The 20,264-nt window shown below is 67.2% G+C and carries 19 protein-coding genes; 11 read left to right on the top strand and 8 right to left on the bottom strand.

The window, feature by feature from the left end:
- Nucleotides 1–82: 82 nt before the first annotated feature.
- Together BW981_RS05450 and BW981_RS05445 are read right to left on the bottom strand one after the other, a co-directional pair.
- Complete coding sequence (locus BW981_RS05450; RefSeq protein WP_175624055.1) at nt 83–1,006, bottom strand: DMT family transporter; 924 nt, start codon at nt 1,004–1,006, stop codon at nt 83–85.
- A 234-nt stretch (nt 1,007–1,240) separates the two neighbouring features.
- Complete coding sequence (locus BW981_RS05445) at nt 1,241–2,020, bottom strand: SDR family oxidoreductase (protein WP_076437065.1); 780 nt, start codon at nt 2,018–2,020, stop codon at nt 1,241–1,243.
- Nucleotides 2,021–2,162: 142 nt separating this feature from the next.
- Between BW981_RS05445 and BW981_RS05440 the strand changes: the two genes are divergently transcribed.
- Both BW981_RS05440 and BW981_RS05435 read left to right on the top strand, forming a co-directional pair.
- Nucleotides 2,163–2,993, top strand: coding sequence for a UDP-2,3-diacylglucosamine diphosphatase (locus BW981_RS05440; protein ID WP_076437064.1), 831 nt, complete (start codon nt 2,163–2,165; stop codon nt 2,991–2,993).
- Nucleotides 2,993–4,108 carry a glycosyltransferase family 4 protein gene (locus BW981_RS05435; protein WP_076437062.1) on the top strand — a complete coding sequence of 372 codons (1,116 nt, stop codon included), beginning with the start codon at nt 2,993–2,995 and terminating at the stop codon, nt 4,106–4,108. The genes BW981_RS05440 and BW981_RS05435 overlap by 1 nt, the downstream gene beginning before the upstream one ends.
- Here the strand turns inward: BW981_RS05435 and BW981_RS05430 are convergent.
- Nucleotides 4,044–5,837, bottom strand: a complete 1,794-nt coding sequence (locus BW981_RS05430; protein ID WP_076437060.1) for a cation:proton antiporter domain-containing protein — start codon at nt 5,835–5,837, stop codon at nt 4,044–4,046. The two genes, BW981_RS05435 and BW981_RS05430, sit on opposite strands and share 65 nt — an antisense overlap.
- A gap of 212 nt (nt 5,838–6,049) precedes the next feature.
- On the opposite strand from BW981_RS05430, the gene BW981_RS05425 reads away from it, so the two are divergent.
- On the top strand, nt 6,050–6,895 hold the full coding sequence (locus tag BW981_RS05425; protein WP_076437059.1) for an AAA family ATPase: 846 nt from the start codon (nt 6,050–6,052) through the stop codon (nt 6,893–6,895).
- Here BW981_RS05425 and BW981_RS05420 read toward each other — a convergent pair.
- The gene (locus tag BW981_RS05420; protein ID WP_076437057.1) at nt 6,870–7,496 is read right to left on the bottom strand and encodes a hypothetical protein; all 627 of its coding nucleotides are present in this window, start codon (nt 7,494–7,496) and stop codon (nt 6,870–6,872) included. The two genes, BW981_RS05425 and BW981_RS05420, sit on opposite strands and share 26 nt — an antisense overlap.
- A 123-nt stretch (nt 7,497–7,619) precedes the next feature.
- On the opposite strand from BW981_RS05420, the gene BW981_RS05415 reads away from it, so the two are divergent.
- The 8 genes from BW981_RS05415 to BW981_RS05380 all read left to right on the top strand — a co-directional run bounded on the left by BW981_RS05415 (nt 7,620) and on the right by BW981_RS05380 (nt 16,449).
- The gene (locus BW981_RS05415; protein WP_175624054.1) at nt 7,620–8,144 is read left to right on the top strand and encodes a DUF2975 domain-containing protein; all 525 of its coding nucleotides are present in this window, start codon (nt 7,620–7,622) and stop codon (nt 8,142–8,144) included.
- 9 nt (nt 8,145–8,153) lie between these two features.
- On the top strand, nt 8,154–8,378 hold the full coding sequence (locus BW981_RS05410; protein ID WP_076437053.1) for a helix-turn-helix domain-containing protein: 225 nt from the start codon (nt 8,154–8,156) through the stop codon (nt 8,376–8,378).
- Nucleotides 8,379–8,418: 40 nt separating this feature from the next.
- The gene (locus tag BW981_RS05405; RefSeq protein ID WP_076437051.1) at nt 8,419–8,946 is read left to right on the top strand and encodes a SixA phosphatase family protein; all 528 of its coding nucleotides are present in this window, start codon (nt 8,419–8,421) and stop codon (nt 8,944–8,946) included.
- A 52-nt stretch (nt 8,947–8,998) separates the two neighbouring features.
- Complete coding sequence (locus BW981_RS05400; RefSeq protein ID WP_244560256.1) at nt 8,999–10,402, top strand: YcjX family GTP-binding protein; 1,404 nt, start codon at nt 8,999–9,001, stop codon at nt 10,400–10,402.
- A 15-nt stretch (nt 10,403–10,417) separates the two neighbouring features.
- Entirely contained in the window at nt 10,418–11,422 is a 1,005-nt protein-coding gene (locus BW981_RS05395) for a YcjF family protein (RefSeq protein ID WP_076437047.1), read from the top strand.
- Between the two features lie 176 nt (nt 11,423–11,598).
- Nucleotides 11,599–12,996: a flagellar hook protein FlgE gene (locus tag BW981_RS05390; protein WP_076437045.1), complete on the top strand. Its 1,398-nt coding sequence runs from the start codon at nt 11,599–11,601 to the stop codon at nt 12,994–12,996.
- Nucleotides 12,997–13,049: 53 nt separating this feature from the next.
- Nucleotides 13,050–14,921, top strand: coding sequence for a flagellar hook-associated protein FlgK (gene flgK, locus BW981_RS05385; protein WP_076437043.1), 1,872 nt, complete (start codon nt 13,050–13,052; stop codon nt 14,919–14,921).
- A 7-nt stretch (nt 14,922–14,928) separates the two neighbouring features.
- Nucleotides 14,929–16,449: a hypothetical protein gene (locus BW981_RS05380; RefSeq protein WP_076437041.1), complete on the top strand. Its 1,521-nt coding sequence runs from the start codon at nt 14,929–14,931 to the stop codon at nt 16,447–16,449.
- Nucleotides 16,450–16,529: 80 nt separating this feature from the next.
- Here the strand turns inward: BW981_RS05380 and flaF are convergent, their stop codons facing one another.
- The 4 genes from flaF to BW981_RS05360 all read right to left on the bottom strand — a co-directional run bounded on the left by flaF (nt 16,530) and on the right by BW981_RS05360 (nt 20,255).
- A complete protein-coding gene (gene flaF, locus BW981_RS05375) occupies nt 16,530–16,901 on the bottom strand; it encodes a flagellar biosynthesis regulator FlaF (protein WP_076437039.1) in 372 nt (123 codons plus the stop codon).
- On the bottom strand, nt 16,885–17,277 hold the full coding sequence (flbT, locus tag BW981_RS05370) for a flagellar biosynthesis repressor FlbT (protein WP_076437037.1): 393 nt from the start codon (nt 17,275–17,277) through the stop codon (nt 16,885–16,887). The genes flaF and flbT overlap by 17 nt, the downstream gene beginning before the upstream one ends.
- 45 nt (nt 17,278–17,322) lie before the next feature.
- A complete protein-coding gene (locus BW981_RS05365; protein WP_076437035.1) occupies nt 17,323–18,672 on the bottom strand; it encodes a flagellin N-terminal helical domain-containing protein in 1,350 nt (449 codons plus the stop codon).
- 200 nt (nt 18,673–18,872) lie between these two features.
- The gene (locus BW981_RS05360; RefSeq protein WP_244560232.1) at nt 18,873–20,255 is read right to left on the bottom strand and encodes a flagellin N-terminal helical domain-containing protein; all 1,383 of its coding nucleotides are present in this window, start codon (nt 20,253–20,255) and stop codon (nt 18,873–18,875) included.
- Nucleotides 20,256–20,264: the final 9 nt, after the last annotated feature.

Raw genomic sequence — 20,264 nt, 5'->3', positions numbered from 1 at the left:
GTTCCGGATCGCCTGCCTCGCGAACGATCTTTTTAACGAACGGACCATGCCCGCTCCGGCGGCGAGGAGCAAGCTGGACGGCTCAGGTGATGCGGCTGGGGCCGACTTCGCGCTGGGCGCGGCGGGCGATGCCGAGCTGGCGCTCGCGGAAGATGACGTAGATGCCGGAGCCGATCACGATGAAGGCGCCGATCAGGATGGTCGAGGCCGGCCATTCGCCGAACCAGAACCAGCCGATCGCGACCGCCCAGAGCATGGTCGAATATTCGAAGGGCGCGACCAGCGAGGCGTCGCCATAGCGATAGGCCTGGACGATCAGGATCTGGCCGAAGCCGCCGAGGATGCCGATCACCACCATGGTCAGCGCGTCCTTCAGGTCCGGGACGTGCCAGCCGAGCAGGATGGTGGAGAGGCCGAGCAGGCTGGTCAGCAGCATGAAGTAGAAGACGATGGCGCCGGTGCGCTCGGTCTGCGTCAGCAGGCGGACCTCGACCGAGGCGAAGGCCGAGCAGAAGGCGCCGGCGAGACCCAGCGCGGCGCCCAGCGCCGCCTTGGGCCCAAGCGCGTGGCTGCCGGCGCCGAGATGCGGCGAGAGCATGATGAGCACGCCGACGAAGCCGATCGTCACCGCGCTCCAGCGATAGATCCGCACGCGCTCCTTCAGGATCAGCGCCGCGAGCACGACGACGGCCAGGGGGGCGGCGTAGCCGATGGCGACCGCCTCCGACAGCGGCAGGAACTGCAAGGCCGCGAAGCCGCAGAACATCCCGGTCGAGCCCATGATGCCGCGCTTGAGGTGGCCGCGCAGATTGACCGTCTTGAGCGCCGCCGGAAGCTCTGCCCGCCAGGCGAGCCAGATCAGCAGCGGGATCATCGCGAAGAAGGAGCGCGCGAAGACGATCTCGCCCGTCGGATAGCGCGTCGAGATCGATTTGATGCCGGCCGACATCAGCGTGAACGCCAGCGCCGAGAGCAGCTTGTAGGTGATGCCGAGAAAGGGGGACAAGGCGCGGGCCGGCGGGAGGGCAGGACGGATTCGAGCGAAGCCGTTCCGTTCTTAGACCATGTCCAGGCGAGGCGGCGAAGCGTGAACTGCGCAGGGCCGGTAGGCAGTCGTGTCATTCTCGGGCGAAGCCTTGGCTTCGACCCGAGAAACCCGTGACGATGATGGCAGGAGCGTATTCCTGCCGGGGATGCCCGGGTCGAGCCCGAGCATCATGCGGCTGCGTCGGCCACCCGTTCAGAACGTGCCGCGGAAGGCGCCGCCGTCGATCAGGAAGTTCTGGCCGGTGATGTAGCCGGCATGGGCGCTGGCCAGGAAGGCGCAGAGCTTGCCGAATTCGTCGGGGGTGCCGAGGCGCCCGGCCGGGACTGAGGCGAGGCGGCGCTTGGTGGCCTCCTCGACCGTGATGTTCTGCATCTCGGCCATCTTGCCGACGGAGCTCTTGATTCGGTCGGTGTCGAAGACGCCCGGCAGGATGTTGTTGATGGTGACGCCGGAGCCCGCGACCTCGCGCGCCACGCCGGCCAGGAAGGCGGTCAGGCCGGCCCGCGCGGCCGAGGAGACGTCGAGGCCGGTCAGCGGCGTCACGACGCTCGCCGAGGTGATGTTGACGATGCGGCCGAAGTTGCGCGCCACCATGCCGTCGATCACGCGCTGCACCAGCTCCAGCGGCGTTGCCATGTTCTGGACCACGCCTTCGAGCAGGGCCTCGCGCGAGACCTCGCGGAAGGGCTTGGGCGGCGGGCCGCCATTGTTGTTGACCAGGATGTCAGGCTGGGGCGCTGCGGCGAGCAGGGCGTCCTGACCGGCCCGGGTCGACACGTCCGCGGCCACGGGAATCACCGTCGCGCCGGTGCTGGCACGGATCTCGCTGGCGGTGGCCTCGAGGACAGCGGCGTTGCGGCCGTTGATCACCACGATGCAGCCGGCCTGCGCCAAGGCTTCGGCGCAGCCGCGGCCGAGACCCTTGCTGGAGGCGCAGATGACCGCGGTGCGGCCCGAAATTCCGAGATCCATCGATATTCTCCGTAGGTTCCGCGGCCTGCCGCCGCATGTATCCAGTCTCGCCAGGGTGATCACGGATTGCCGGCTCCGTCATCAAAGCGCAACGCAAATCGGTCACACGCCGCAAGCATCGCAACGACTGGGGCCGGGCGGGATGAGCGACGAGGACAATGCGAAGCAGGTTCGCGCCATCTTCATTTCAGACCTGCATCTGGGCACGCGCGGCGCACAGGCCGATCTCGTGCTCGAATTCCTGCGGGCCTATGATGCGCCGCAGATCTATCTGGTCGGCGACATCATCGACGGCTGGCGGCTGAAGAGCGGCTGGTATTTCCCGCAGACGCACAACGACGTGGTGCAGAAGCTGCTGCGCAAGGTGCGCAAGGGCTCCAAGCTGATCTACGTTACCGGCAACCACGACGACTTCCTGCGCGATTTCACCGGGCTGCAGTTCGGCGGCATCACGCTCGTCGACGACATCATCCACGAGACGGCGGACGGCAAGCGCTTCCTCGTCATCCATGGCGACCTGTTCGACCTGGTCGTGCGCAACGCCAAATGGCTCGCGCTGCTCGGCGACTGGGCCTACACCGTCGCGCTCGCGCTCAACATGGCGATCAACAAGGTGCGGCGCTTCCTGAAGCTGCCGCACTGGTCGCTCTCGGCCTGGGCCAAGCAGAAGGTCAAGAACGCGGTCAACTATATCGGCGAGTTCGAGACCTGCCTCGCCAGCGAGGCCCGCCGCCACCAGGCCGATGGCGTGATCTGCGGCCATATCCACCACGCCGCCCATCGCGAGATCGAGGGGCTGACCTATATCAACACCGGCGACTGGGTGGAGAGCTGCACCGCCTTCATCGAGCATCACGACGGGCGCTTCGAGATGATCCGCTGGCCGCAGAGCCGGCTGAAGGGGGAGGCCGCCGTGCCGGTCGTGGTCCCCGCCCGCCCCGTTCGCAGGCCGGAACTCGTCGAGGCGGCGTGATGCGCGTCCTGATCGCGACCGACGCCTGGCGGCCGCAGATCAACGGCGTGGTGCGCTCGCTGGAGCGGATGATCGAGGCGGCGCCCGATTTCGGCGCCACCGCCGCCGCCCTGACGCCCGAAGGCTTCCGCCAGATCGGCCTGCCGAGCTATCCCGATATCCGCCTCGCGCTCGCCACCCGGCGGGCACTGGCGGCGCGGATCGCGGATTTCGCGCCGGACCATATCCACATCGCCACGGAAGGGCCGATCGGCTGGCTGGCGCGGGCGGTCTGCCTGGCGCAGAAGCGCCCCTTCACCACAAGCTACCACACCCGCTTTCCGCAATATGTCGCGGCGCGCTGGCCGATTCCCGAGAGCTGGAGCTACGGGCTGCTGCGCCGCTTCCACGCGCCGGCCTCCGCGGTGATGGTCTCGACCCCGACGGTCGAGGCGGAGCTGAGCGGCCATGGCTTTTCCAACATCGTGCGCTGGGGCCGCGGCGTCGATCTCGGCCTGTTTCATCCGCGCCCGCAAAGCCTGCTCGACCTGCCGCGGCCGATCTTCCTCAGCGTCGGACGCGTCGCGGTCGAGAAGAACCTGGACGCCTTCCTGTCGCTGCGGTTGCCGGGCAGCAAGGTCGTCGTCGGCGACGGGCCGGCACGCGGCGATCTCCAGCGGGCCTATCCGGATGCCCATTTCCTCGGCACGCGGGAGGGCGAGGATCTCGCCGGCATCTATGCCTCCTGCGACGTCTTCGTCTTCCCCAGCCTGACCGACACCTTCGGCATCGTGCTGCTGGAGGCAGCGGCGAGCGGGCTGCCGGTGGCGGCCTTTCCGGTCCAGGGGCCGAGCGACGTCTTCGCGGGCAGCGAGGCAGCGGTGCTCGACGAGGATCTGCGCAAGGCGGCGATGCGGGCGCTGCGAATCCCGCGCGAGCTGCCGCTGGAGCTGGCGTCCCGCCACAGCTGGCATGCCAGCGCGGCGCAGTTCTACGGGCATATCCGCAGTGTCGCGCAGCAGGCCGGCTTCGTGCCGCAGGAGGGACTGACGACTGCCGGCGGGGCGCCGCTCAAAGCCTTCGCGAGCGGGCGTGGCGGGGAAGGGCGCGTTCGGCGGCAGCACCAGCCGGCTTGAGCTCGGCACGGAAGCCGTCCCGCCGCTCGTGCACCGAGGCGATGACAAGGCCCATCGGCACGCCGAGCCCGACTAGCGCGGCCTCCGACAATTGCAGGCTGGCTTCGATCGTCTCCGGAACCGCGTCGTTGACTCCGATCTCGTAGAGATGGCGCGCATGTGCCGCATCGCGGGCGCGGGCAACGATGACGATATCCGGCCTCAAGGCGCGCGCGGCGCGGACGATCTCATCGACGGCGCGGGCATTGTCGATCGTCACGATCAACGCCGTCGCCTCTTCCAGGCCACAGAGCTTCAGGAACTCCGGCTGCGTCGCGTCGCCGTAGAAGGCGGGGCGGCCGGCCCGGCGCTGGGCGGTGATCAGCGCGGCGTCCGAATCGATGATGATATGCGACTTGCCGTGCTCCTCGAGCATCGAGGCGACAAGGCGCCCGACGCGGCCGCCGCCGACCACGACGGCCCGCGCCGCGCGGTCGTCGGGGGGAAGAACCTTGGCCTCGTCCGGCAACGCGACCGGGATGGCGAGCCTCGACGCCATATTGCGGGCCAAGCGCGCCAGGAAGGGCAGGGCAACCATGGTCAGCGAAACGGCGGCGAGGACGATGCTGCTCGCCTTGTGGTCGAGCAGCTTCGCGCCGGTGGCCGCGTTCAGCAACACGAAAGCGAATTCGCCGCCAGGGCTGACCATGATCGCGGTTTCGAGCGCTGTGGCGGTGGAGAGGCGGAAACGCCGGGCCAGCACGAAGACGATGCCCGTCTTGGCCAGGATCAGGCCGATCGCCACGGCCAGGATCGCCAGCGGATTCGCCGCGATCTCGGCCGGGTTGATGCCCATGCCGACAGTGAGAAAGAAGACGCCGATCAGCAGCGACTTGAACGGGTCGATCGTGACCTCGATCGCGCGGCGGAACTCCGTCTCGGCCAGCAGCAGACCGGCGATGAAGGCGCCGAGCCCCATCGAGAGCCCGGCGGCGGCGGCGATGAGGCCGGTGCCGAGTGCGGTGAGCAGCGTCGCCGCCATGAAGCTTTCGCTCGAATTGCTCGCCGCCACGAGGCGGAAGAGCGGGCGCAAGGCGAGCCGGCCGATGACCACGATGATGGCAATGGCGACCGCCGCCTGGATGAAGGCCTGAGCCAGCCCGGCCAGAAGCTCCCGGCCGCCGTTCTGCGCGTCGAGCACGCCGATCAGGAACAGCAGGGGGATGACCGCGAGATCCTGGCAGAGCAGCACGGCAAAGCTGGCGCGCCCGGCCGAGGTTGTCATGCGCTTCTTGGCGGCGAGCAGTTCCACCACCATTGCCGTCGACGACAGCGCCAGCCCGAAGCCGATGATGAGCGAGGCCGCCGCCGGCTGACCCAGCGAATAGGCGACGATGCCGATCGCGCCCGCGCTGAGGCCGACCTGGCCGAGTCCGAGCCCGAAGACCAGGCGGCGCATGGTCTTGAGGCGCTCGAAGGAGAGTTCAAGACCGATCACGAAGAGCAGAAAGGCGACGCCGAGCTCGGCCGGCCCGGCCAGGGCCTCGGCGTTCGAGACGGTGACGCTGCGCAGCAGCGGCAGCGTGGCGAGGAGGCCGCCAAGCCCGAAGGGCCCGAGCAGGGCCCCGCAAGCGATGAAGGCGATGATCGAGTTGATCCTCAGGCTCTTGGCGATCGGCACGATGACGCCGGCCGTCGCGAGCACGACGACGGCGTCCTTGTAGGCGGAAGGATCGACTGAAGAGGCCAAGGGGCCGGACCCTGCGATTCGAGGCTGAAGGGAGCGCGGTGATAGTGGCGGCTCGCGGCCTCCCGGCACAACCCTTGAATCGCTTCGAGGCGCGAAATTCGCCTTGCGGCACGCAAGCTTAGCCGCATTTGCTGAGAGCGGGGCGAGAAAGCGATTTTCGCACGGGCCTGCGATGGGCTAGCCTGCGCGCCTCAAGCCCAGAAGGACCGTCCATGCGCTTTGCCGGCACCGAGAACTATGTCGCGACCGAGGACCTGACGGTGGCCGTCAATGCCGCCATCCGGCTGGAGCGTCCGCTGCTGGTGAAGGGGGAGCCGGGAACAGGAAAGACCGTGCTGGCGGAGGAGATCGCGGCGGCGCTCGGCGCTCCGCTGATCACCTGGCACATCAAGTCGACGACCAAGGCGCAGCAGGGACTCTACGAATACGACGCCGTCAGCCGCCTTCGCGACAGCCAGCTCGGCGACCCGCGCGTCAGCGATATCGGCAATTACATCAAGCGCGGCAAGCTCTGGGAGGCGTTCGTCGCGCCGGAGCGGCCGGTGCTGCTGATCGACGAGATCGACAAGGCCGATATCGAGTTCCCCAACGATCTGCTGCTCGAACTCGACCGCATGGAGTTCCATGTCTACGAGACCGGCGAGACGATCAGGGCGGCGCAGCGGCCTGTGATGATCATCACCTCCAACAACGAGAAGGAACTGCCCGACGCGTTCCTGCGCCGCTGCTTCTTCCACTACATCCGCTTCCCCGATGCGGAGACGATGCAGAAGATCGTCGAGGTACATTTCCCCGGTATCAAGAAACGGCTGATGGAGGAGGCGCTGCGCCTGTTCTTCGAGGTGCGCGAGGTGCCGGGGCTGAAGAAGAAGCCCTCGACCTCCGAGCTGCTCGACTGGCTGAAGCTGCTCGTCGCCGACGATGTCGGGCCGGAGGTGCTGCGCGAGCGCGACCCCCGCAAGGTCATCCCGCCGCTGCACGGGGCACTGCTCAAGAACGAGCAGGATGTCAGCCTGTTCGAGAAGCTGGCCTTCATGGCGCGGCGGGAGGGGCGGTGAGGGGCGGGGCCGCCTTGCAAGGCGGGACCGCCGCGGCGAGATCGACCTTGGGATCGATGGCCCGCACGGCTTCCGTCAGGTCGAAGTCGCGCAACACCGGCACATAGTCCCGTGTCTCCGACGTCCTGAGGTAGCCGGTCATGGTGACCGGCTTGGTGGAAGGCTCGCCGAGGCGGCAGGCCTTGTCGGCACCGAGCGCAAGGCTGCCGCGATTGCCGCTATTCTGCGGACCTGTGAACATTTCCTCGCGGAACGCGCCCAGGCGCGCAGCGTCCGCGGCGTTCAGCCTGAAGACGGTGAAGCGCCGTCCCGGCGCGGCCAGCACCGGCAGCGACGCGAGTTCCGTCGCATCACGCACTTCTTCCAGCACGGCTTTGCGCTCGTGGCGGCTGCCATCCTTCGGCAAGGCGACGATGGTCATGGTGACGCCTCCCGGCAGCGGCCGGATATCGGCCGGGAGGCTTATCCCCGCGCGCAACTGCGACAATTCCGTCGTGCGGATGTCGATCCTCGAGAGTTTCGGCAGGGATGTCAGGGGAACATGGCCGCAGCCGGCCGCGAGGCTGGCGAGCAGGAGGCCGGCGAAGGGAGTGATGCGCATGGGATCTCTTAAAATCGTCGATTGACGTCTAATAATTCATCTCTTACTTTAATTTTGTCAATCGAGGAATTCATTATGTCAATGCACCTCCAATCCGCTGCGACGTTCCCCCCCGACGCCGCCATGCGCCTCCGCAAGGTCAGTCTCTTTGCCCGTGCCTTCAGCTACGCCGCCGGGGCGCTGATGGTCGTCGGCCTGGTCTGGCTTTGGACCGATACCGACGCGCTCCTCCATCATGCCCGCAGCACGATCGGACTGCGGGACGCCCTGATCGCGCCTTCTCCGAGGGGCTACTGGGCCGCGTTCGGCCTCGCCTGGATTCCCGCGCTGCTCTTCGTCCTGGCGATGCTGAGGCTGGGAAGGCTGTTCCGCGCCTTCGGTCAGGGCAGGGTGCTCGTCGATGACAACGCCACCTCGCTGCTGCGCGTGGGCTGGCTTCTGGTTGCCTGCGGCGCCGTCACCCCGGTGGTTCGTGCCCTGCAGAGCATCGCGATCACGATCGACAATCCGCCGGGGCATGGGTATCTGGCGATCACGCTCGACCCCGGGGTTTTCGCCGCCATGGCGGCGGGCGCCGCGCTGATCGCCTTCGGTCATGTGCTGCGGGAAGCGATCCGGCTGTCGGACGAGAATCAGAGTTTCGTGTAAGCCGGCCTCATGCCCGTCGTCGTCGAACTCGATGTCATGCTCGCGCGCCGCAAGATGCGCTCGAAGGAACTCGCCCAGCGGATCGGCCTGACCGAGCAGCAGGTCTCGCAGCTGAAGTCGGGAAAGGTGCGCGGGATGCGCTTCGACACGCTGTCGCGCATCTGCGACGTGCTGCAATGCCAGCCGGGCGATCTGCTGCGCTATGAGCCGGGGCCGGAGATCGAGGGCGACTGACCCCCTCGCAAATCGGCGGTGGCATCGCTAGGTTCTGCCCATGCTCCGCCTCATGCTGCTCCGCCATGCGAAATCGAACTGGCCGGCCGGGGTGGCCGATCGCGACCGGCCGCTCGCGCCGCGCGGCCGCGAGGCCGCGCCGCTGATCGGCGGCTATCTCGCGGAGGAGCTCCTGCTGCCCGATCTCGTGCTGATCTCGCCCGCCAGGCGAACGGTCGAGACCTGGGAGCTGGTGGCGCCGATGTTGGCCGAAAAGCCGGCAAGCCAATACGAGCCGCGCATCTACGAGGCCAAGGCCTCGGCGCTGCTCGATGTCGTGCAGGAGACCGAGCCTGCGGTGAAGACGCTGCTGATGATCGGGCACAATCCCGGCTTCGAGGAGCTGGCGCAGCGGCTGACAGGCCATGGCGACCGCTATGCCGCCGCACGGATGAGCCAGAAATACCCGACATGCGGGCTCGCGGTCCTCGACTTCGCGGTCGAGGACTGGCGCGACGTCGCCGGGCGCGGGGGACGGCTGGACCGTTTCGTCACGCCGGCCTCGCTCGGCGAGGGGCCGGACGACTGATGGCGCCTGCGTGAGCGATCCCTCCTATCTCGACAGCGCGCGGAACGCGGCGCTGGCCTTTGGCGACAGCCTGCTCGGGCTGGCGAAGCCGCGGCTGCGGCTCGGCGTGACCGGGCTGTCCCGCTCGGGCAAGACGGTGTTCACCACCGCGCTGATCCAGAACCTGATCGAAGGCGCCAAGCTGCCGGTCCTGAAGGCCTCGGCGCAGGGTCGCATCGCGCGGGTGCGCCTTGCTCCGCAGCCCGATGCGGACGTGCCGCGCTTTCCCTATGAGGCGCACCGCGCCGCGATGACGGGCGAGGAGCGCCGCTGGCCGGACTCGACGCGGCGGATCTCGGAGCTTCGGGTGGAGATCGATTACGAGCGGGCCGCCGGCTGGTTCAAGGGGCCGGCGACGCTGACGCTCGACATCGTCGACTACCCCGGCGAATGGCTGCTCGACCTTGCCCTGATGGGGCAGGACTACAAGGCATGGTCGGCGCAGGCAGTGGCCGATGCCCGCAAGCCGCATCGGCGCGCATCGGCCCGGGCCTGGCTCGACGACCTGCCGAGCCACGATCCGGAAGGGCTGCCGGACGAGCTCAGGGCCGAGGCGGCGAGCGAACTGTTCAAGGTCTATCTGGCCAAGCTGCGGGCGGACCCCGAAGCCGTGGCGGTCACGCCGCCCGGCCGCTTCCTGATGCCGGGCGACCTCGAAGGTTCGCCGGCGCTGACCTTCGCCCCGCTCGATCTCGGGCACGACCGCGCACCGCGTCCCGGCACCTTGGCGGGGCTGATGGAAGAGCGGTTCGAGGCCTATAAGCGCGTGGTGGTGGCGCCGTTCTTCCGCGATCATTTCGCCCGGCTCGACCGCCAGATCGTGCTGGTCGACGTGCTGGCGGCGCTCGATGCCGGCGCGCCGGCGCTGGCAGATCTCGAAACAGCGCTGGGGCAGGCGCTCGCGGCCTTCTCCGTCGGGCGCAATTCCTGGCTCAGCAGCCTGTTCGCGCCGCGCATCGAAAAGGTGCTGTTCGCGGCGACGAAAGCCGACCATGTCCATCACAGCAGCCATGACCGGCTTGCGGCGGTGATGAGGCAACTTGTCTCGCGCGCGGCCGCTCGGGCGCAGGGCGCGGGCGCGCAGGTCGAGGCAATGGCGCTGGCGGCGGTGCGTGCGACGCAGGAGGTGCGCATCCGGCAGGGGCGCGAGGACCTGCCCGCCATCGTCGGCGTGCCCGAGGCCGGGGAGGAGATCGACGGACAGGTCTTCGACGGGGTCGCGGAGGCGGCGATCTTCCCGGGGGAACTGCCGGAGCGGGCCGAGGCAATCTTCGACCCGAAAGTGCACTGGCAGGTCAGGGCGCCGCGTTTCCGCCCGCCGCTGGTCGAGCCCGATGCCGGCGGGCGGCTGAAGCCGCCGCCGCAAATCCGCCTCGACCGGGCACTGGAGTTCCTGATCGGGGACCGGTTGGCGTGAGGGGAGGCTGCTAGCATGAGCAAGGCGCCACGCGCGATCCGCCTCGGCGAGCCGGCAGCCGAAGGCGAGCTGCGCCTCGGCCACGGCGATGTCGCGGTCCTGCCGGAAAGCGAGCCGATCGATCTCGTCGAGGCCGCGGCCGCGCCGGTCGCGAGGCGGCGTTTCTCGTTCGGCTCGCTCTTCGTCGCAGGCCTCTCGGGATTTCTGGCGCTTGCGGCCGGCGTCTGGGCCCAGAACACCGTCACGAGCCTGATGAGCCAGAACCCCGTGCTCGGCTATGCCGCGCTCGCCTGCGCGGTGGTGGCCGGGTTCGCGCTCCTGGTCATGCTTGGACGGGTGCTGCGCGACATCCTGCGCGAGCGCAAGGTCGAGGCGCTGCGCGAGCGGGCGAGCGGCCTGCTTCTCGGCGGAACGCTGGACGACGCCAAGTCTTTGGCGGGAGACCTCGCGAGTCTCTACAAGGGGCGCGCGGAGACAGCGAAGGGGCGCGCGGAGCTGGATGCGGCGCTGCCGCAACTCTTCGCGCCGCGCGACGTGCTCAGCGTCGCGGAACGGACCCTGCTGGTGCCGCTGGATGCGCAGGCGCAGGCGCAGATCGCCATCGCGGCCCGCCGGGTCTCCCTGGTGACGGCTGTCAGTCCGCGGGCGATCGTGGATGTCGTTTTCGTGCTGGTGGCCTGTGCGCGGCTGCTGCGCAGCATCGCCGGGATCTATGCTGGGCGGCCGGGGACGCTCGGCCTGCTCAGGCTCGCCCGCCAGGTGCTCAACCACCTCGTGCTGACCGGAGGCATGGCAGCGGGCGACGCGGTGATCCAGCAGGTGCTGGGGCAGGGGCTCGCCGCCAAGCTCTCGGCCAAGCTGGGAGAGGGCGTGATCAACGGCATGCTCACCGCACGCATCGGGCTGGCGGCGCTGGCGGTGTGCCGGCCGCTGCCCTTCGTCGAGGCGCAGGCCCCGACGCTCTCGGAGGTGGCGGGCGACTTCGCGAACTGGCGCGGCGGGAAGGCTGAGCAGGGCTGACCCGGCAGAAACTGCCGGCTGCGACAGATTCTGCATGGCGGAAGCTGTCGCGAAACCTCTCGTAAAGCATCCAAGCCCTTGAAAAGACATGGCGCGTGCCGTGGCATGCGGCGTGCAGAATTTCGCCTCGAGTTGTGGGCCGCCCTTGCGGGTGTGCCGGTCGAGGTGAGGGTTCCATGGGTGTTTTCAGTGCGCTGACGACAGCGGTTTCGGGGATGACGGCGCAGTCCTATGCGCTGGAGAACATCTCCGGAAACATCGCGAATTCCCGCACGGCCGGCTACAAGCGCGTGGACACGACCTTTTCAGACCTGGTGCCGGATTCGGCTCTGAACCGGCAGATTTCGGGCTCGGTCGCCGCCTACAGCCGGGCGACGAACACGATCCAGGGCGACCTCAATGCCACCCGGATCGACACCAATGTCGCGCTCAACGGAGACGGCTTCTTCGTGGTCGATCAGCGCCAGAGCGGCGTCGGCGCCAGCACCACCTTCAGCAACAAGAACCTCTATACGCGCCGCGGCGATTTCGACTTCGATGCCAACGGCTATCTGGTCAATGGCGCAGGGTATTTCCTGAAGGGCCTGAAGATCGACCAGGTCACCGGCCAGCTCGTCGGGACGCAGCCGGAGGTCTTGCGCATCACCAAGGAGCAGTTCCCGGCCAAGGCCACCACCTCGATCGAGTACCGCGCCAATATCCCGGCCGTGCCGGGGACGACACAGAAGACGCAGGGCGGCACCGAATTCCTCAACCCCGCCTCGGTCACGGCGGCTGGCACGGCGCCCAACCCTTACGCGGCCAATGCCGCCGTGATGGGCAACAACATCGGCAGCTTCCTGGCGACCTCGATCCCCGGCGGATCGGTCACCGTCTACGACACGCTCGGCAAAGCGACGAGCGTCGAAATGCGCTGGGCCAAGATCGACAACGGCAATGCCGGTCCGCCGGTCACCACCGGCACCTGGGGCCTGTTCGTCGCACAGAACACCAGCGCGACGACCGCAGGCCAGGTCGCCTATGTCCAGGCTGGCCAGACCGTCAGCTTCGGCACGACCGGGCAGATGGTGTCGCCCAGCACGGGCGATATCACACTGCCGACCATGACGATCAACGGCACCAGTATCTCCGGCATCAATCTCACCACCGGCGGCAACGGGCTGACCCAGAACGGTGACGTCAGCGGGCAGATCAACGCGCGCAGCATTCGCCAGGACGGCTACACGGCCGGTACGCTCGACCGCGTCTCGGTCTCCGCCGAAGGGCAGGTGATCGGCACGTTCTCGAACGGCCAGGTCGTGGCTCTGGCCCAAATCTCCGTCGCGCGCTTCAACGCCGATAACTCGCTGAAGCGGCTCGATGGCGGGGCATATGAGGAAACGATCGAATCCGGCGCGCCGATCATCGGGCTCGGGACCTCGCAGATGGTCGGCGGCAATGTCGAGCAGTCCAATACCGACATCGCCGACGAGTTCTCGAAGATGATCGTCACCCAGCAGGCCTATTCGGCCAACACCAAGGTCATCAGCACCGCTCAGGAAATGCTGTCCTCGGTCTTCAACATCATCCGCTGAGGCGGCGCAGTCTGGCGGCCCAGGAGGGTCGTTGGTAACGACAGGAGTTGGCGATGGGGCTCAGCACCTCTCTCGGCACGGCGATCAGCGGGCTCAACGCCACGCAGGTCGGCATCGGCGTCGTCTCGCAGAACGTCGCCAATGCCGGGACCGCGGGCTATGTGCGTCGTGTCGTCTCGACCGCCGACAGCCTCTCCGGCCAGCAGATCGGTGTTCAGAACACGCAGGTCCAGCGCCTGCTGGACACCATCGTCCAGAGCCAGCTCTGGCAGGAATCGGCCGGGGCCGGCTATACCTCGACCCGCGCCAAGGCGCTGTCCAATCTCGATCAGCTCTACGGTGCGCCCGGCAGCGCGACCGCGCTCGATACGATCTACAACAAGTTCACGGGCGCCCTTCAGGGCCTCCAGAACGATCCCTCCTCCTATAGCCTGCGTTCCCAGGTGCTGGACGCGGCGGGCACGCTCGCACGGCAGCTCAACACGCTGTCTAACGGCGTTCAGGCCCTGCGGACGCAAGCCGAGGCCGGGATCGGCACGGCCGTCGCCAAGGTCAACGAGCTGCTGGGCGCGCTGACCAAGGTCAATGCCCGCGTCGTCTCCAGCCAGAACGACAGCGCGGCCGCGACGCTCAAGGATCAGCGCGACTCGATCCTTTCCGAGCTGTCGCAATATGTCGACATCAAGACCACCGAGGATGCGCGCGGCGCGGTGAGCGTCGTGACCGGCTCCGGCGTCCAGATCTTCGACGGCCAGGCCTCGGTCACCTTCGGTTTCGACCAGCACTCGGATGTGCGGCCCGGCGACCGCTGGAGCACGGACCCGGCCCAGCGCGGCGTCGGCACGATCACGATCCGGGACGCCTCCGGCAATTCGTCGGATGCGATCGCCAACAACGTCTTCCGCTCGGGCTCGATCGCGGCCAATATCGAGCTGCGCGACAAGACGCTGGTGCAGGCCCAGGGCCAGCTCGACGAGATGGCCGCACAGATGTCGAAGGCGCTGTCCGACCGCGAGGTCGCGGGCACGGCTGCGACGAGCGGAGCCCAGAGCGGCTTCGGGGTCGACCTCACCGGCCTGCAATCGGGCAACACGATCACGCTCGACTACCAGATCACACCGGGCGGGCAGACGCGGCGCTTCACCTTCGTGCGCGTCGAGTCGAACGCATCCCTGCCGCTGCCGGCTTCGGCACAGGGGGACGTCAACAACCAGGTCGTCGGCATCGACTTTTCGGGCGGCATGGCGTCGGTCGCCTCCCAGATCCAGTTGGCGATCGGAGGCGGCTTCTCCGTTTCCGCCACTGGCTCGACGCTGCAGATCCTCGACGACGGCGCGACGGGCACCCGCGACGTGCTGGGCCTGACGGCGCGGCCGACCAGCACGGCGCTCTCCTCCGCCGGCGGCACTGCCGAACTGCCCTTCTTCGTCGACGGCTCCGGCTTGAAGGCCTTTACCGGGTCCTATGAAGGCGTTTCCCAGACGGTCGGGTACGCCGGGCGCATCACCCTCAATCCCGCGCTGATCGCCGACCGCTCGCTGCTGTCGGTCTACAGCACCAGCCCGGCGACCGCTCAGGGCGATGCCACCCGGCCGCAGCTGATGCTGGACAGGCTGACGAAGAGCCAGCGCTCCTTCACCAACGCGGTCGGGCTCGACGGCGGCAATGCCAGCTCGAGCATGACGGTCTCCTCCTATGTGCAGAGGGTCGTCTCGTCGCAGGGGCAGGTCGTCGCCTCCGCGAAGAGCCTCGACCAGGGGCAGCAGGTCGCGCTCGCAGCGATCCAGAGCCGCTTCCAGGCGACCTCGCAGGTCAGCGTCGACCAGGAGATGTCGCAGCTGATCGAACTGCAGAATGCCTATGCCGCCAACGCCCGCATCATTTCCACGGTCAAGGAGATGATGGACGTGCTGATGAGAGTGTGAGGCCGCGATGACCATCAACGCTTATGGGACTGGCGCCTATCGCGCCGCGAGCGGCCCGAGCTTCGTCGGCCAGCGCGCGCAGTTCGACGATCTCCAGCGTCAGCTCGCGACGCAGGAGAAGAGCACGACCTATGGCGGCCTCGGCACCGACCGCACGGTCAGCCTCGACCTCAACGCCAAGCTCGCGACGATCGATTCCTGGCTGCACGGCATTCAGCTGTCGAGCACGAACCTCAAGCTGATGTCGGACGGCGTCAGCACCTTCGGCAAGCTGGCGAGCGACGCCCGCAACAACATGACCGCCAACTCCTATCTGCCCAGTTCGACCGGACAGACGGGCCCGCAGGTCCTGGCGACGGACAAGCTGAAGCAGACCCTCGATATCCTCAACAATTCGGTGAACGGGCGCTACCTGTTCTCCGGCAAGACCACGGATACCGAGCCGACCGCCAGCTTCGACCGGATCATGAACGGCGACGGCGCGGGCAGGGCCGGCGTCAAGCAACTGATCGACGAGCGCCGTCAGGCCGATCTCGGCTCGGGACTGGGGCGGCTCACCGTCGGCGGCAGCGGCACGACGGCGACGATCTCGGAAGAACCGACGGTCCACCCCTATGGCTTCAAGATCGCGACCGCCAACGCGACCGGCACGGCGATCACCACCACGCTGAATGCCGGGCCCCCGGCCGATGTCGGCGTGAACGTCACCGCCCAGCCGCTGGTCGGAGACGTGCTCAGCATCGGGCTCAACCTGCCCGACGGCACGACCACGACCATCCAGCTCACGGCGCGCGCGAACGGGAGCAACGGCCCGGCCTCCACGACCTTCGAGATCGGGCCCGACGTCAACACGACGGCGGCGAATCTGCGGGCGGCCATCGGTGCGGCGCTCGGCACGGAGGCACAGACCACGCTCTCGGCGGCTTCCTCCCAGGTCGCGGCACAGAATTTCTTCGCCGGCAGCGCGAGCAACCCTCCGGTGCGCGTGCCCGGCCCGCCCTTCGCGACGGCGACGGCGCCGCCCTCCAATACCGGCGCGGCGGCGACGGCAACGGTGATCTGGTACAAGGGCGACGATGGCTCCGATCCGGCCCGCAGCACCTCGACGGTGCAGGTCGACCAGGGCCAGCGCGTCGGCGTCGGGGCGCGGGCGAACGAGCAGGCCTTCCAGATCGGTCTCGCCCAGTTCGCCATCATGTCGGCGGAAACCTTCTCGGCCGCCGACCCGAACTCGCAGGCGCGCTATGGAGCCATGGCGGCCCGGGTGAACGACAGGCTGGGCTTCGGAGGAACGGCGCAGAAGCCGACGGAGATCATCACCGAACTCGGTTCGGCGCAGGCTGCGCTGAAAGGCGCGCAAACCCGGCACCAGACGACCCAGGATTACCTGACCACAACGCTGTCCGGCGTCCAGAATGTGTCGAAGGAAGATGTCGCGGCCCAGATCCTGGCGGTTCAGACCCAGCTCCAGTCGAGCTACCAGGTTACCGCGATGCTCTCGAAGCTGACGCTGACCAGCTACCTCTGAGCGGGATCCGGGTCGCCTGTCTCACAACGAAAGAAGCCGCCCGAACGGGCGGCTTCTTTCGTTCGCGGAGGTGGTCGGGCTCAGCGCCCGCGCAAGCCTGCGGCAATGTCGCGGTTGATGCCGATCAGCACGCCGAGGCTCTGCGCCTGCGGAGTGATGCTGATCTGGATCGTCTGGTTGAAGATGAAATTGGCCAGAGCCAGGATGTTCTGCTTGATTCCGACCGGGAGCGGATTGTCCTCCGCCGTGACGGCACTGACGAGCAGCATCCAGAGCCGGCGATTATAGGTCAGGGCTTCCTCTAGGTCACGCTTGCGCGCTTCCCAGTCGTCGGCAACGATCTGGAGCCGTGTCGCGGCCTTGATCAGGAGGGAGGCTTCGAGCTCTCGAGGAGAAACGACGGCTTGGGCGGTCTTGGCGGCGGCGGCGTAGGCGTTAAACCCGTTTTGCATGCTCGATGAGATCCGCTTCGTAGGCGATCAGCTTCTTGGCTGCCTTCAGAGCCTTGTAGAGGTCGCCGCTTAAGATGCGGTTATTGATCTCGTGAATATGCGGCAGAGCGCTCGGCGCAGCTTCGAGGAACTCGCGTACGAGCGTGAAGAAGGTTTCGTGCTGGTGCGTCGGGTCCTGCGCCAGGTACATCAGCTGGATCGCGAAGTAGATCTTCTTCGCCGGCGTATCGGCCGTCGTGGCGGTCAGGATGTCCTTCTCGCGCAAAATCGGCGCGTCGCCCTCGATGAAGAAGCGCGTGCGCTGCTCGTCGTTGCGGATCACCACCTGGCCGACGATGATCCGTTCACGCGGCTTGAGCTCGACCTTGAGAGCCATGTTGCCTTGAGCCTTCTGGCTGGAGGGAAAAGGGGCGGGAGCCCCTTACTGGAAGAGGCGAAGGACGCCCTGGTCGGCCTGGTTGGCCAGCGACAATGCGGTCTGGGAGAGCTGCTGGCGGGTATTGAGGGCCAGCAGGCTCGCGCCTTCCGCGTTGGAATCGGCCGCGACGAGGTTGTCGGCGCCCGTGGTCAGCGTGTTCGCGAGGTTCTTGGTGAAGTCCTGACGGGTCTGCACCACCGACAGGCTGGAGCCGAGCGTCGAGGAGGTCGAGCGCAGCGAGGTGAGGGCGCTGGTCAGGATGTCGGACATGTTTGTCAGGGCGTTGTCGTCCTGGATGTTGAACTGGCCGGTGACGGCGGTGCCGCTGACCGCCTGGAGGATGCCGAGATTGGCCGCCGTGATGGTTTCGCCCTGGACATCGAGCTTGGCCTGGTTGGTGCCGGTCTTCTCGTTGAAGATGATCGACAGCTTGTCGCCGGCGAGCAGGTTCTTGCCGTTATAGCCGGCATCCTTCGCCAATTGGTCGATCTGCTTCGTCAGGTCGTTGAACTGGTTGATCAGGTTGGTGCGGACCGTCGAATTGCCCGCGGCAGCCGGGATACCGGTGTTCGCGGTCGTCAGCGGCAGGCCGAGCAGATCGTTCTGGCTGTTGGTGTCGCTCTGCGAGTTGGCGAGCGCGGTGTTGGCCGCTGCGTTGCTGGCGATACCGATCTGGAGCGTGGAAGAGCCCGTGCCGGTGACGTTCAGCTTGCCGCTCGAGTCGATCGATGCGTTGGCGATGCCGGAGCGGTTGATCTCGTTGACGACGTCGCGGATCGTGGAGGTTCCCGTCAGCGTCGTGGAAACGAAGGTGGTGCTGCCGGCGCGGATCGAAAGGGTGATGTTGGCACCGAGACCGAGCGTCGCATCCGTGGTGACGCCCGTCGTGGAATTGTAGGACGCCGCGCTACCGGCGCCGCCGAGCGTGGTGTCGAGAGCGATGTCCTTCGCACTCTTGTTGCCGGTATAGGTGGTGCCGCCGATCTTGCCGCCGACGGTGATCGTGCCGTTGGTCGCGCTGCCGATGGCGGCGGGGCGGTTGGCTGCGGTATCGGCCTGCGCCTGCTTGATGGTCGATTGCAGCGACTGGACGAGCTTGGCGATCGCGTCCACGCCCTGAGAAGCGGCCGTGATGGTCTGGATGCCGTTGGAGATGCCGTCGAGCAGGCCGGTGAGGGCGCTGGACCGGTCGCTGAGGCCGAGCGAGGTGAAGTAATTCACCGGGTTGTCGATGGCCGAGTTGACCTTCTTGCCCGTCGAAAGCCGGTTCTGAATAACGGACTGCTGGTCGCGGGTCTGCTGAAGGGTCAGAAGATTCTGCCTGACGCCGCTGGTGAGAATCGGATTCGCCATCGTTCGGTCCCCTACAGCGCGATTCGGCGCTTGCGGTTTGATCTCGACCGACAATGCTTTGTTAAGGATAAAAATTGGTTAACGGGGCGGGCGCGACGTCCCGGCGCGATCCGCGCAAACGAAAACGGCGGGGCTTTCGCCCCGCCGCTTCGGTTCTTCGGCCCGCCTTCTGCAGGCTGCCCGCTTCTGCGGACGAAGGATCAGAACAGGCGCAGGATCGCCTGGTCGGCCTGGTTCGAGAGCGACAGAGCGGTCTGGGACAGCTGCTGGCGGGTCTGCAGGGCGAGCAGGTTGGCCGCTTCCTGGTTCGTGTCGGCCTGGACGAGGTTGTCCGCACCGGCGTTCAGGGTGTTCGCCAGGTTCTTGGTGAAATCCTGGCGGGTCTGCACCGTCGAGAGGCTCGCGCCCAGCGACGACGACGTCGAACGCAGCGAGGTGAGCGCGCCGGTCAGCGTGTCCGCCATCGTGCTAAGCGAAGTGTCATCCTGAATGTTGAACTGACCGGTCGTCGCGGTGCCGCTGACGGCTTGGCCGATGCCGAGATTGGCAGCGGTGATCGTCTGGCCCTGGACGTCCAGCTTCGACTGCTGGGTACCGGTCTTCTCGTTGAACACAATCGACAGCTTGTCGCCCGTCAGCAGGTTCTTGCCGTTAAAGCCTGCATCCTTAGCCAGCTGGTCGATCTGAGCCGTCAGATCGTTGAACTGGTTGATGAGGTTCGAGCGGACGGTCGAGTTGCCCGTAGCGGTGATACCAGTGGTGTAATCACCCGCGATCAGACCAAGCGCGGTGTTAAGCGTGCCCGACTCGGAGTCGGTCGCGGCCGCCGCGGCGGTCGTGCCCGAGCCGAGACCGACCTTGAGCGTGTTGGAGCCGGAGCCGGTGACGTTCAGCTTGCCGGCATCATCGACAGAGGCGGTGGCGATGCCCGACTTGTTGATCTCGTTGACGAGGTCACGAACCGTAGCGCCGGTCTTCAGGGCGGCGGTATACTTCGTATTCCCGGCCGAGATGGTGACGGCAACGTTGGTATTGGTCGAGGTGTCGATGCCGAGGTTACCGGCATAGGAGGCCGTCGCGGTGTTGGCGGTGGCGCCGTTGTCGTCGGCAAGCGCCTTGTCGAGGACGGTGTCCTTCAGGCTCTTGCTGTTCAACGCCGTTTCCGCAGCCGTCGCCAGCGCCGTGCCGGCCTTGGTCGGACGGTTTGCCGCGTTGTCGGCCTGAGCCTGCTTGATGGTCGACTGCAGCGACGACACGAGCTTGGTGATCGAGTCGATGCCCTGCGAGGCGGCCGTGATCGTCTGGATGCCGTTGGAGATGCCGTCCAGGTTCTTCGTCAGCTGCGAGGCGCGGTCGTTCAGGCCGGCAGCAGTGAAGAAGTTGACCGGATCGTCGACCGCCGAATTGACCTTCTTGCCCGTCGAGAGGCGGAACTGGGAGGTCGAGGCGGCGTCCTTGATGGAGCTGAGCGAGCCGAGGGCGGCGCGGACGCCAGACGTGAGAGAAACAGTAGCCATGATTGAAACCCTTCTGGGATGGTGCCTTCTGGCGTCGAAGCCATCCTGGCCGCGACGGGGTGACACTGCGCGGCG

The sequence above is a fragment of the Allobosea sp. TND4EK4 genome (genome assembly GCF_900156025.1).
Classification (GTDB): domain Bacteria; phylum Pseudomonadota; class Alphaproteobacteria; order Rhizobiales; family Beijerinckiaceae; genus Allobosea.
The sequence above is the reverse complement of the archived record's forward strand: the minus strand, read 5'-3'. Positions and strand labels throughout refer to the sequence as shown.